Source organism: Chelatococcus sp. KU-N122, assembly GCF_055391085.1.
The window spans coordinates 6,459,996-6,472,251 of sequence record NZ_AP043981.1; the positions used below are offsets into that span (position 1 = coordinate 6,459,996).

Here is a 12,256-nt window from a genome sequence, read left to right on the forward strand (position 1 = left end):
GCGGTGGCGCGGCCTCATCCCGCTGCCGGTAAGGCCGCCCCGGCTCCGTCCGCCTCCTGCTTCAGCCACGACACCAGAAGCCGCATCTTGCGCGACGGCTCCCGGTCCGCCGGCCAGACGACGTAATAGGCCAGGTTGCGGGTCACCGGATGGGCAAAGGGACGGATGAGACGTCGGTCGGCGAACTCGTCGACCAGAAGGCGGTTCTGGCCGATCGCCACCCCGAGCCCCTCCAGGGCGGCCTGGTAGGTCAGCGTCGAGCTCTCGAAGACGAGCGAGCGGGCATGCTCCACCTCGGGGTGGCCGACGGCCGCGAGCCAGTCGGACCAGTCGCGACGCCGGTAGTAGGAATGCAGCAGCGTATGCCCGGCCAGGTCCTCGATGCGCTCCAGCGGCGGCCCCTTGCGCAGCAGTGCCGGGCTGCAGATGGGCTCCATCTCGTCGGCGAAGAGAAAATGTGCCTCGAGGCCTGGCCACTCGCCGGTGCCGAGCTGGATCGCCAGGTCCACGTTCTCGCGCTCGAAGTCGACCGGCTTCACCGTGTTGCTGACGAAGATGGAGATGCCCGGGTTGAGGAGCCGGAAGGCCGGCAGCCGGGGAATGAGCCAGCGGGTGGCAAACGTCGTGTAGGCGCGCAGGCGCACCGGGTCGGTCTTCTCGCGTTCTGCGAAGCGGCTGCCGGCGGCCGCCAGCCTGGCGAAGGGCTCGGCAATCTCGGCTGCCAGGGCACGCCCCGCCTCGGTGAGGCTGGCGCCACTTCGGTCGCGCTGGAACAGGCGCTGGCCAAAGTAGCTCTCCAGCACCGCCACCTGCCGGCTCACGGCCGATTGCGTGACGTTCAGCTCCTCCGCCGCGCGCGTGAAGCCGCCCAGCCGCGCGGCGACCTCGAAGACGTGCAGTGGGTTGAGCGGCGGCATGCGTCTGGACATGGGCCTGGCCATTTCCGGCTGAACGGCCCCGGCGGCCGCGCGTACCGACATTTGCTCATGATCGCGAGCAATACGACCCCACAAAAACTCATGCGACGCTAACATCTGGTCGGTTGCATGGCCAACCGCCCAGGCAAATCATGCAACGACATCAAGGGGCTCAGCCCGGGAGCAGGTCTGCCGATGGATTTCACACTGAACGAGGAGCAGCGGCTGTTCGCCTCCTCGGTGCGGCGGCTGGCGGAGGACAACCTGGCCGCGGACGCCCGTGAACGGGCCCATAACGCCCGCTTCCCCTTCGACGTGGCGGAGCTGTTCGGGGCCCAGGGCCTGCTCGGCATCACCGTGCCGGCGGCCGACGGCGGCCAGGGCGGCACGCTGATGGACGCCGTCATCGCTATCGAGCAGGTTGCGTCCGTCTGCCCACGCAGCGCCGACGTCGTGCAGGCCGGCAATTTCGGCCCGATCCGCACCTTCGCGGAGTATGCGACACCCGAGCAGAAGCAGCGCTTCCTGCCTGATCTCCTTGCCGGCCGGAAGGTCATCAGCCTCGGCATGAGCGAGCCGGAGGCGGGGTCGGCCGCGACCGACCTGAAGACCAGCGCGCGCCAGGACGGCACGGGCTATGTCATCAACGGCACCAAGGTGTTCTCGACGCACAGTCCGGACGCCGGGCTGTTCCTTATCTACGTGCGCTTCGGCCCCGGCGTCGGCGGCATCGGCTCGGTGCTGGTGGAGCGCGACACGCCCGGCTTCACCGTCGGCCGGCCGTCGGCGTTCATGAGCGGCGAGGAATGGTCGCAGCTCTACTTCGAGGATTGCCGCATCCCGGCCGAGAACGTCCTGCTCGGGCCCGGCGGCTTCAAGAAGCAGATCGCCGGCTTCAACGTCGAACGCATCGGCAACGCCTCGCGGGCGCTCGCGCTGGGGCGTTACGCCTTCGAGCTGGCGCGCAGGCATGCGCTCGAGCGGCACCAGTTCGGCCGGCCGCTCTGCGAGTTCCAGGGCCTGCAATGGAAGCTCGCCGACGTCTACCTGAAGCTGGAGGCCGCGCAGCTGCTGCTCTATCGGGCCGCCTCGACCCCGCCGGGTGAGCTGCCCACGGCGATCGACACCACCACGGCCAAGCTCGCCTGCAACCAGGCCGGCTTCGATGCGGCCAACGAGGCGGTGCAGGTGATGGGCGGCTTGGGCTACAGCACCGAAGCGCTGGCCGAGTACTGCATGCGACGCACGCGCGGCTGGATGATCGCCGGCGGCTCGACCGAGATCCTCAAGAACCGCGTGGCCGAGCACATCTTCGACCGCAGATTCGAGCAGAGGGCGCCCCATGCCGCAAAAGCCGGCTAAGCACATCGCAGGCGCGACCGAGGCCGGCGATCGCCGCTTCATCGAGGCGTTGCTGGCGCCGCGCAGCATCGCCCTCGTCGGCGCCTCCGACGAGCCGGCCAAGACCGCCGGACGACCGCTGCAATTCCTGCGGGCCGCCGGCTACGACGGGACGATCTTCCCCATCAACGCCAGGCGCGACAGCGTGCAGGGCGAGCGCGCCTGGCGGTCGCTGGCCGACCTGCCGGAGGCGCCCGAGCACGCCTTCATCCTGACGCCGACGGACGCGGCCGTCGCCGCAGTGGCGGACTGCGCGGCAGCAGGCGTCAAGGTCGCGACCGTGCTTGCCGCCGGCTTCTCCGATGCCGGCGCGGAAGGCCAGGCCCGCCAGGCCAGCCTGGCGCGGATCGCCGCCGAGACCGGCCTGCGCATCCTCGGGCCATCGAGCCTCGGTGTCGTCAGCGGGCGGGCGCGCCTGGTGCTGACCGCCAACGCGGCCTTCGCCGAGCCGGACCTGCCGTCCGGCCGCACCTTCGTCGCCTCCCAGAGCGGCAGCCTCATCGGCGCCCTGGTCTCGCGCGGCAAGGCACGCGGCATCGGCTTTGCCGGCCTGGTGTCCGTCGGCGGCGAGGTCGACCTCGGCATCGGCGAGATCTGCGCGGCGACGCTCGACGACCCGGACATCGACGCCTACCTGCTGTTTCTCGAAGGCATCCGCCGTGCCGACGACCTGCGCGCCTTCGCGCTGGAAGCGGCCCGGCGCGGCAAGCCGATCGTGGCCTACAAGCTCGGCCGCTCGGCGGCTGCCGCGGAGCTCGCCGTCTCCCACACCGGCGCGCTCGCCGGCGAGGACGCGGCTGTCGACGCCTTCCTCTCGGACCTCGGCATCGCCCGGGTCGACACCTTCGAGGGCCTGCTGGAGGCGCCGGCGCTGCTGCGGCGGACAAGCCCGCGGCGGCCGGCGAGCCGCACACCCACCGTCGGCGTGGTCACCACCACCGGCGGCGGCGCGGCCATGGCCGTGGACCAGCTCGCCCTGCGCGGCATCGATGTCGCTTCCCCGAGCGAGGAGACCTTTCGGCGCCTGGCCGCAGTCGAGGTGGAGGCGGCGCACGGCCGCATCGTCGACCTCACCCTGGCCGGCACACGGCCGGCCGTGATGAAGGCGGCGCTGGAGACGCTGCTGGCGGCTCCCGAGTTCGACCTGGTGCTCGCCGTCGTCGGCTCGTCGGCGCGCTCGCGGCCGGAACTGGCGGTTGCCCCGATCGCCGCCAGCATCGGCGGTCCCAAGCCGCTCGCCGCCTTCATCGTGCCGGAGGCACCGGAGGCGCTGCGCCGGCTGGAGGAGGCGGGTGTGCCAGCCTTCCGCACGCCCGAGAGCTGCGCCGACGTGGTCGCCGCCGCCTTGCTGCGCCGTCTCGCGACCACCATCGCCCGACCGGCGGTGGCGCCCGCCCTCCCCGGCCCCGTGCTCGACGAGCTCGAAGCCTATGGCGTGCTCGGCCGCCTGGGCATCCCCCATGCTCCGGCGATCGCGCTGGCAGTCGGCGAGGCCGTCCCGGCCGAGCTGCCGTTCCCCTTCCCGGTCGCCGCCAAGCTGCTGTCGCGGGCGGTGACCCACAAGTCGGACGTCGGCGGCGTCGTCCTCGGCATCGCCAGCCGCGCCGAGCTGGATCAGGCCATCCGGCGTATCGCCGAGGCGGCGGCTAGCCACGGGCTGAAGGCCGAACGGGTGCTGGTGCAGCCCATGCGGGCCGCCCTGGGCGAGGCGCTGGTCGGCTACCGGGTCGATCCGCAGGTCGGCCCGCTCATCATGCTGGCGGCCGGCGGCGTGCTGACGGAGCTCTACCGTGACCGGTCGCTGCGCGCCGCCCCCATCGACAGCGACACCGCCTGGGCGATGATCGCCGAGGTGAAAGGCCTGCGCGCCCTGGAGGGGTATCGCGGTCGCCCGGCCGGGGACATGGAAGCCCTTGCGCAGGTGCTCGTCGCCATGTCGCATCTGGCGGGCCTAGCCGATCCGGGCATCTGCGAGGCCGAGATCAATCCGCTGCTGATCGGCGCGGCGGGTCTCGGCGTCGAGGCAGTCGACGCGGTGGTGCGCCTGCGGGCGAACACCACCGCCGGGCGGGAGGAGGAGGGAGACCGATGATCGACAGAATGGTCGAGACGGTGAACAGCAAGGCGAACCTGGTGCATCGCGGGCGCTACCTGACGACGCGCTTCCTGGTCGAGGTCGGGCCCGACGCCTACCTGGTCGATGTCGTCCAGGGGCGCATCGCCGCCGTGACGCGGGGGCCCTTCGTCATGCCGAGCTGGAGCTTTGCGCTCCGCGCGCCGAAGGAGGCCTGGGAGCAGTTCTTCCAGCCAGTGCCGCCGCCCGGCTACCACGACCTGTTCGGGCTGCTGAAGCAGCGGCTGCTGCGCATCGAGGGCGACCTGCAGCCGCTGATGGCCAACCTGCGCTACATCAAGGAGGCGTTTGCCTCGCTGCGGCCGGTGGAGGCCAAGCCATGACCACGCATCAAGCCATGACGCCACGCTTCGATCCGATCGTCGGACGTTACCTCAACCTGGATCTGCTCGGGCGGCCGCACCGCATCTATGTGGAGGAGGCCGGCCAGGGCATCCCCCTGCTCTGCCTGCACACGGCCGGCTCCGACGGCCGCCAGTACCGCGGCCTGATGACCAACGACGAGCTCCTGGGCCGCTTCCGCGTCATCTGCTTCGACATGCCCTGGCATGGCAAGTCGTCACCGCCGGCCGGCTGGCACGAGGAAGAGTACCAGCTCACCACCAAAGCCTACGTCGAGATGATCCTCACCATGGCCGATGCGCTGGGGCTGGAACGGCCGGTGGTGATGGGCTGCTCCATCGGCGGCCGCGTCGTGCTCAACCTCGCCCTCGATCATCCCGAGCGCTTCCGCGCCATCATCGGCCTGCAGTCGGGCGCCCACGTCGACCCCTACTACGACGTCACCTGGGCGCACCGGCCGGACGTGCACGGCGGCGAGGTCTGCGCCTCGATCGTCTCCGGGCTGATGGGGCCGACGTCGCCGGAGGCCGAACGCTGGGAGACCCTGTGGCACTACATGCAGGGCGGCCCGGGCATCTTCAAAGGCGACCTGCACTTCTACAAGATCGACGGCGACATCCGCCATCGGGTCGGCGCCATCGATACCAGCCGCTGCCCGCTCTACCTGCTGACCGGCGAGTACGACTATTCCTGCACGCCGGCCGACACGCTCGACCTGGTGGCGCGCATCAAGGGCGCCGACGCCACCATCATGAAGGGCCTCGGCCATTTCCCGATGAGCGAGGATCCGGCCGCCTTCCTCGACTACCTGCGGCCCGTCCTCGCGCGCATCGAGGCGGACGCGCGGGTGGGCGCGTGACCCCGGCTGGAGCTGCCATGACGCGCGCCTATCCCGAGCTCGAGCTGTTCATCGCCGGCCGCTTCGTCGCCGCCGAGGGCCGGCCGACGACGCCGGTGCTGAACCCGGCGACCGAGGCCGTGCTCGGCGAGCTGCCGCACGCCAGCATCGACGACATCGGCGAGGCGATCACCGCATCCGCCGAGGGCTTCCGTATCTGGCGCGGGACATCCGCGTTGGAGCGCGGCCGCGTGCTGCGTCGCGCCGCGGAGCTGATGCGCGAACGGGCGGAGGCCATCGCCACCCTGATCACCCTGGAGCTCGGCAAGCCGATCGGCGAAGCGCGGCTCGAGGTCGAGACCGCGGCCGGCCTGTTCGAGTGGAACGCCGAGGAAGGGCGGCGCACCTACGGCCGGGTCATTCCGGCGCGGCAGGCCGGCATCCGCCAGCTGGCGGTGCGCGAGCCGCTGGGCCCGATCGCCGCCTTTGCGCCCTGGAACGCGCCCGCGATCACTCCGGCGCGCAAGATCAGCAGCGCGCTGGCAGCCGGCTGCTCGGTGATCATCAAACCGGCCGAGGAGACGCCGGCAACGACGCTCGCCCTCGCCCGCGCCCTGCACGAGGCCGGGCTGCCGTCGGGCGCCCTGAGCGTCGTCTTCGGCGACCCCGCCTTCATCTCCGAGACGTTGCTCGCCTCGCCCGTCGTCCGCGGCGTCACCTTCACCGGCTCGACCGCCGTCGGGCGCCAGCTTGCCGCGAAGGCGGCGCTCGGCCTCAAGCCCGTGACCATGGAGCTCGGCGGCCACGCGCCGGTGCTCGTCTTCGGCGACGTCGACCCGGAGGCGACAGCGAAAGCGGCCGTTGCCGCCAAGTTCCGCAACGCCGGCCAGGTCTGCACCTCGCCGACGCGCTTCTACGTGCAGCGGTCGATCTACGACCGCTTCGCGGAGTCGTTCACCGCCGCCACGGCTGCGATCACGGTGGGCGACGGCTTCGATCCGGCGACGCGCATGGGGCCGCTCGCCACCGGTCGCCGGCTCGACGCCATGGCGCGCCTGGTCGCCGACGCCCGCGCCCGCGGCGTGACCATCGCCGCCGGCGGTGAGCGGCGCGGCAACCGCGGCTTCTTCTATGCGCCGACCGTGCTGCGCGATGCGCCCGACGATTGCCTGGCCGCCAACGAGGAGCCCTTCGGCCCCCTCGCCCTGCTCAAGCCGTTCGATCACGTCGACGAGGCGCTGGCGCTGGCCAACCGCCTGCCGGTGGGCCTGGCCGCCTACGCCATGACCCATGACGGCCGCCTGGCCGAGCGGGCCGCGTCCGGCATCGATGCCGGCAATGTCATCCTCAACCATTGGCAGGCCTCGCTGCCCGAAACGCCGTTCGGCGGAGTCCGCGACAGCGGCATGGGCCGCGAGGGCGGCAGCGAAGGACTGGAGGCCTTCCAGCAGGTCAAGTACGTGAGCAGCCAGGGCTGACGCGGCGCGGCGGCCGTCCCGATCGGATGTGATCATCTGGTCGGGACGTCCATGTCATGGGCACCGCCGTCGGGGTTTCAAGGCGTGGGCCGCGGCTGTTGTTGCAGACAGCTGGGCGTCCGCTTCTTGCCGAGCTATGCTGCGGTAAAGCCATCGAACGATGCATGGAGGGAGAAACGGCCATGCGTCTCGTGCCCTCCGTCTTTGCCGAAGCCGCTGATCGAATGCGGCGCCGCGATTTTATCGCACTTGTGGGTGGTGCGGCAGCGTGGGTGGGCCCAGCCCGCGCGCAGGGGCCGCCTATGCCGGTCATCGGATATCTCGGCTCCGAATCGCCACGACGCTACGACAGTCGCCTCCAAGCCTTCCGCGAAGGCCTGGCAGAGGCCGGCTACGCCGAAGGGCGCAATGTCGCGATCGAGTTCCGCTGGGCGGAGGGAAATTACGATCGGCTGCCGACGCTCGCGCGTGATCTCGCCAGCCGTCAGGTCTCCGTGATCGTCGCCCCGGGAGGCGCCGAGGTTGCGCTCGCCGCAAAATGGGCGACGACGACGATCCCGATCGTCTTCGAGATGGGCGGCGACCCGGTCGCGCTCGGCGTGGTGGACAGCCTGTCACGGCCGGGAGGCAATCTCACCGGCGTGTCGAGCCTGAGCGTGGAGGTGTCGCGCAAACGCCTCGAGTTCATGCACGATGTCCGCCCGAGCACCAACGTATTCGCCGTGGCCGTCAATCCCACGAGCCCCACCGCCACCATGCAGTTGAAGAACCTTCACGTGGCGGCGGCCAGTTTGAGCTTGACGATTTCCGTGCTCGAGGCCAGCCATGAGCAGCAGTTCGGGAGCCTGTTCGTCGCCGCGCGCGACATGCAGGCGGGCGGCCTCGTGTTCAGCTCCGATCCCTACTTCACCTACCGGAGCAAGGAGCTTGCGGCGCTCGCGGTTCGCCATGCGGTGCCTGCGATCACCCAGTCCCGGGACTTCCCGCTCGCCGGCGGCCTGATGAGCTACGGCGGTGATTTCAGCCAGTCCCACCGTCACAGCGGACTCTACGCCGGCCGTATTCTCAAGGGCGAGAAGCCCTCCGATCTGCCGGTGCAGCGGGTCACCAAAGTCGAGCTGTTCATTAATCTGAAGGCCGCCGACACCCTCGGCATCTCCTTTCCGCCCTCGCTGCTGAGCAGCGCCGATGAGGTGGTGGAATGACTTCGCTGGTGATCTGGCTGATGATTTGGCTGGCTTGCCGTCGCGCGAGCTGAGGCGGTGGTCGATCCGCTCGTCACGCGACGCACCTCGCTGTTCAAGAAGTACTTTAGTGCCTTGTTCGCGGCCGTCGTCGTGCCGCTGCTGATCGCCGGTGGCAGCGAGGCGTGGTTCGGCTACGACGATCAGCGCGCCCGGCTGAACGACCTGCTGAACGCGGAAGCTCGGTTGGCGGCGGTGAAAATCCAAGATTTCATCGAGGGAATCCGGGATCAGCTCGGCTGGACCGTGCAATTGCCGTGGTCGGAGGAGAGCGGCGACAGGCACAGGGTAGACGCCCTGCGCCTGCTGCGCCAGGTGCCGGCCGTCGTCAGCCTCAGCCTGGTCGACGCTGCCGGCCGTGAACGCCTGTTCGTGTCGCGCATCGGCCTGAACAGGATCGAAGGCCGCGACGACCAGTCCTCGACGCCCGCCGTGATGGGGGCCCGTCGAGATCGGGTCTGGTACGGCCCGGTCACGTTTCAGGGCGGCTCTGAGCCCTTCATGACCATCGCGGTCGCGGGCAACCGCTCAGCGGTCGGGCTGGCCGTCGCCGAAATCAATCTCAAGTTCATTTGGGAGGTGATCTCGGGGATCCGGGTCGGGCGCAGCGGCGAGGCGTTCGCGCTCGACCGGCCGGGACGCCTCGTTGCCCATCCGAACATCAGTCTGGTGCTGCGGGCGGACGAAGCCGAGCAGCGCCCCCTTCAGACGTTGCGGGAAGCCATCCTGGCGCGGCCCGGACAGGCGGCAGCCGGTCAGGACGTTGCGGGCAAGATGGTGCTGGCGGCGATGGCGCAGATCCCGGGCGTCGACTGGAGCGTCATCGTCAGCCAGCCCCGTGCCGAAGCATTCGAGCCGATCTACGCCGCTCTTCGGCGCACGGGGATCTTGCTCATCGGCGGCACGGTCCTCGCCGCGGGGCTCGCCTACTGGCTGACCCAGCGCATGATCGGACCCATACGCCTCCTGGAGGACGGGGTCGCCCGCATCGGCGCAGGACAGTTCGACCACCGCATCAGCCTTGCGACGGGCGACGAATTCGAGCGGCTTGCAACCCGATTCAACGAGATGGCCGTCGAGCTGTCGGTCTCACAGGAGCGCTCGGAACGCATTGGCCGGCTCAGGCGCTTTCTCGCGCCGCAAGTGGCGGAGCTGGTGGACCGCACGGGTGACGACAGCGTTCTCGACGGACGGCGGGTCGACGTGGTCGTGGTCTTCTGCGACCTGCGAGGCTTCACCGCCTTCTCGGCTCGCGCCGAGCCCGAGACCATCATGGGCGTGCTGCGCCAATACTACGACGCGCTCGAAAAGGTCGTCGCCGCCCACGAGGCGACACTGCTCAATTTCTCCGGCGACGGCGCGATGGTGCTGGTCAACGCCCCGGTGTCCTGCTCGGATCCGGCATTGCGTGCCGTCAACATGGCCCGCGACATGCAGGCGAGCGTGCAGAAGCTTCTGGTCGTTTGGCGCATGCTGGACCACCGGCTCGGCTTCGGCGTGGGGCTGGCGATGGGGCCCGCCACGGTCGGGCGGATCGGCTCCGAAGGACGCCTCGACTATACGGCGATCGGCAACGTCGTGAACCTCGCATCGCGCTTATGTTCGAGCGCGGACGATTCCGACGTCCTCATCGACCGTGCCGCAGCCTGCGCCGTCGGCTCGCGCATCCCGCTCGTCGAACTGGACGCGCGGGCCTTGAAGGGATTCGACCAGCCCGTGCCCGTATTCGCCGTTGTCGGAGCCGACCGGCGGTCTTGAGCCGCCACAGGTTCGGTGGCGACGCCCGTCATCGGGCGCCGCTACGGCGACCAGGCTGGCGCTATTTGTAGACGCGGTGGCGTTGCTCGGAAGCTACGATGGGGCAGTCCCTGGCGCCCCGAAAGACGGCTTCGAGCTGACTGTCGCAATTGGTGCAGGCCAGATCGACATCCGGCTCGACCCGCGTGTTGTAGTGCCGCAGATTGAAATCGGTGATGCGGCGCTCGCCCGAGCCGGCCGGCAAGCCGAAGCGGTAGGTCGTCATCTGCGGCGTCCAGTAATCGGTGATGAACTGCACCTTGAGGGTGCAGTTGCGATAGCCGACCGGGTCCGGATTGCGGACGTAGATCGCGCTCTGCCCGCTCTTGCCGATGGCGATCCTGTAGACCGGATCGGCCGAGGCCGTGGTCGCCCCCATGGCGAAAACCAGCGTCGTGGCAAGGGCGAGGCACCGGTTGAGCGTCATGCGGGGCTCCTGAGCAAGGCCAATGGCGGCAACGGGTAGTGCCCTTTGCCCTCGGCCGCAAGATGCAGCGGGGCCACCCATCGCAGCGCAGCGAATCATTCATGTGCGGTCGAGCACCTCAGGCGGAACAATAAATCCTTAAAAAAGTTCTAACGCACTGAGGGCTTGACGATGATGGCTTCTTCCACTCCCGATCTTGTGATGGCAACCAAAGCAGCGGCTGCCGAGGATGGGCACTTGGCCGCCCCTGAGACCGACCTGCGCACCGGCGATGTGGTGATGCTGCGGAGCGGCAGCCAGGAGATGGTCGTGCTAAAGGTGGTGGGCGACGTGGTCTTCGCCACCTGGGACAATCAAACCTCTTTCGGTTCATGCGCGCCCTTCGCCAGGCGCGATCTGGTGCGCCTGCAGGTCGGCTGACCTTGGCGTGCGTGAGCCTGACCGCGGATGCGCGGCCGGCGCCGTCCGCGTGAGCGCTGGTCGTTCGGCCGTTTCGGTGCCATAGGTCCACGGGCATCCGGACGGAGCGGACGTTTGACCCGAATCGAAGACATCAAGACCGTCTATCAGGGCTGGGGCCGGCTCTTTCTTGCGAGCGTCCGCCTCGCCGACGGCACGCTGATCAACCGGGAAATCGAGGATCACGGCACCGCAGCGGTCGTTCTGCCCTACGACCGGCAGCGGCGCGTGGCCATCATGGTCCGGCAGCTCAGGACGCCGGTGCTGCACAGCAGCGGCCGGGCGGAGCTGCTGGAGGCGCCGGCCGGCCGCATCGAAAGCACGTCGCCGGAGGAATGCGCCCGCCGGGAGGGCCTGGAAGAAGCAGGCTTGCGGATCGGCGAACTCGTCCACGTCTCGACGCTGTGGACCATGCCCGGCATCTCGACGGAGCGGCTGCATCTCTACCTGGCGCCAGTGACCGCGGCGGATCGGGTGGCGGCGGGCGGTGGCCTGGCCGACGAGCACGAGAACATCACCGTGATCGAGGTGCCGCTCAAGCAACTGCTGCGCGAGCTCGACACGGGCGAGCTCGACGACATGAAGACGGCCTTTTTGCTGCAGGCGCTGCTGCGTCGCGAGCCGGAACTGTTTGCCTGAGGCCACGCTGACCGGCCCCTGCGTGGAGGCGGCCGCACCGCCATTTTCCGCGCCGATCCCTCGCTTGTGACGGCCCCGAAAAGACGTTAGGCGTCGGTGCCCAAAAGGACTGCGTATCTGGGCATCATCGCGGTTCGCGGGCACGAGGCAACAGCGAGGCAACTGTCATGCGAACTGCGTTCTCCTTGAGGTCCATCCCCCTTGCAGCCGGTCTGGTCGCGGCCCTGGCCGTGGGGGCCTGCCAGTCCACGTCGACGCGCAAGGAGGACATGCTGGCGGCGGCGGGCTTCAAGATCCGGCTGGCCGACACGCCGGCGAAGCTGGCCAACCTGCAGCAGCTGCCGCCGAATACGTTCGTGCCGCGCACGGTCAATGGCCAGACCGTCTTCGTCTATGCCGACCCGGTCGTCTGCAAGTGCCTCTACTACGGCAGCCAGCAAGCCTATCAGACCTACCAGGGCCTGTCGTTCGAGCAACGCATCAGCTCGCAGGATCTCCTCGCAGCCCAGATGAACGCCGACGCAAGCTGGGACTACGGCGTATGGGGCCCCGGCTGGTGGTATTGATCACCACCTGGAGC

General features: G+C 69.4%; 12 protein-coding genes. 10 read left to right on the top strand and 2 right to left on the bottom strand.

Annotated elements, in window-relative coordinates; translation table 11 throughout:
• Positions 1–14 precede the first annotated feature (14 nt).
• Positions 15–929 (bottom strand): LysR substrate-binding domain-containing protein, encoded by a 915-nt coding sequence (locus ACZ5PO_RS29350; RefSeq protein ID WP_464185779.1) that lies wholly within the window; start codon positions 927–929, stop codon positions 15–17.
• Between the two features lie 183 nt (positions 930–1,112).
• Here ACZ5PO_RS29350 and ACZ5PO_RS29355 point away from each other — a divergent pair, with 183 nt between their 5' ends.
• The 7 genes from ACZ5PO_RS29355 (at position 1,113) to ACZ5PO_RS29385 (ending at position 10,112) form a co-directional block, all read left to right on the top strand.
• Positions 1,113–2,279 (top strand): acyl-CoA dehydrogenase family protein, encoded by a 1,167-nt coding sequence (locus tag ACZ5PO_RS29355; protein WP_464185781.1) that lies wholly within the window; start codon positions 1,113–1,115, stop codon positions 2,277–2,279.
• Complete coding sequence (locus ACZ5PO_RS29360) at positions 2,260–4,410, top strand: acetate--CoA ligase family protein (protein WP_464185782.1); 2,151 nt, start codon at positions 2,260–2,262, stop codon at positions 4,408–4,410. The genes ACZ5PO_RS29355 and ACZ5PO_RS29360 overlap by 20 nt, the downstream gene beginning before the upstream one ends.
• The gene (locus ACZ5PO_RS29365) at positions 4,407–4,775 is read left to right on the top strand and encodes a hypothetical protein (RefSeq protein WP_464185783.1); all 369 of its coding nucleotides are present in this window, start codon (positions 4,407–4,409) and stop codon (positions 4,773–4,775) included. The genes ACZ5PO_RS29360 and ACZ5PO_RS29365 overlap by 4 nt, the downstream gene beginning before the upstream one ends.
• A 14-nt stretch (positions 4,776–4,789) precedes the next feature.
• On the top strand, positions 4,790–5,653 hold the full coding sequence (locus tag ACZ5PO_RS29370) for an alpha/beta fold hydrolase (protein WP_464197102.1): 864 nt from the start codon (positions 4,790–4,792) through the stop codon (positions 5,651–5,653).
• A 17-nt stretch (positions 5,654–5,670) separates the two neighbouring features.
• Positions 5,671–7,110 (top strand): NAD-dependent succinate-semialdehyde dehydrogenase, encoded by a 1,440-nt coding sequence (locus tag ACZ5PO_RS29375; RefSeq protein WP_464185785.1) that lies wholly within the window; start codon positions 5,671–5,673, stop codon positions 7,108–7,110.
• Positions 7,111–7,334: 224 nt separating this feature from the next.
• Positions 7,335–8,315, top strand: a complete 981-nt coding sequence (locus ACZ5PO_RS29380) for an ABC transporter substrate-binding protein (protein WP_464197104.1) — start codon at positions 7,335–7,337, stop codon at positions 8,313–8,315.
• A 57-nt stretch (positions 8,316–8,372) separates the two neighbouring features.
• A complete protein-coding gene (locus tag ACZ5PO_RS29385) occupies positions 8,373–10,112 on the top strand; it encodes a cache domain-containing protein (protein WP_464185786.1) in 1,740 nt (579 codons plus the stop codon).
• A 61-nt stretch (positions 10,113–10,173) separates the two neighbouring features.
• Here ACZ5PO_RS29385 and ACZ5PO_RS29390 read toward each other — a convergent pair whose 3' ends face one another.
• A complete protein-coding gene (locus tag ACZ5PO_RS29390) occupies positions 10,174–10,578 on the bottom strand; it encodes a hypothetical protein (protein WP_464185787.1) in 405 nt (134 codons plus the stop codon).
• Positions 10,579–10,749: 171 nt separating this feature from the next.
• Between ACZ5PO_RS29390 and ACZ5PO_RS29395 the strand changes: the two genes are divergently transcribed.
• From ACZ5PO_RS29395 to ACZ5PO_RS29405, 3 genes are all read left to right on the top strand, one after another.
• The gene (locus ACZ5PO_RS29395; RefSeq protein WP_464185788.1) at positions 10,750–10,998 is read left to right on the top strand and encodes a hypothetical protein; all 249 of its coding nucleotides are present in this window, start codon (positions 10,750–10,752) and stop codon (positions 10,996–10,998) included.
• Positions 10,999–11,112: 114 nt separating this feature from the next.
• The gene (locus ACZ5PO_RS29400) at positions 11,113–11,676 is read left to right on the top strand and encodes an NUDIX domain-containing protein (RefSeq protein WP_464185790.1); all 564 of its coding nucleotides are present in this window, start codon (positions 11,113–11,115) and stop codon (positions 11,674–11,676) included.
• Positions 11,677–11,843: 167 nt separating this feature from the next.
• Positions 11,844–12,242, top strand: a complete 399-nt coding sequence (locus tag ACZ5PO_RS29405) for a hypothetical protein (protein ID WP_464185792.1) — start codon at positions 11,844–11,846, stop codon at positions 12,240–12,242.
• Positions 12,243–12,256 lie beyond the last annotated feature (14 nt).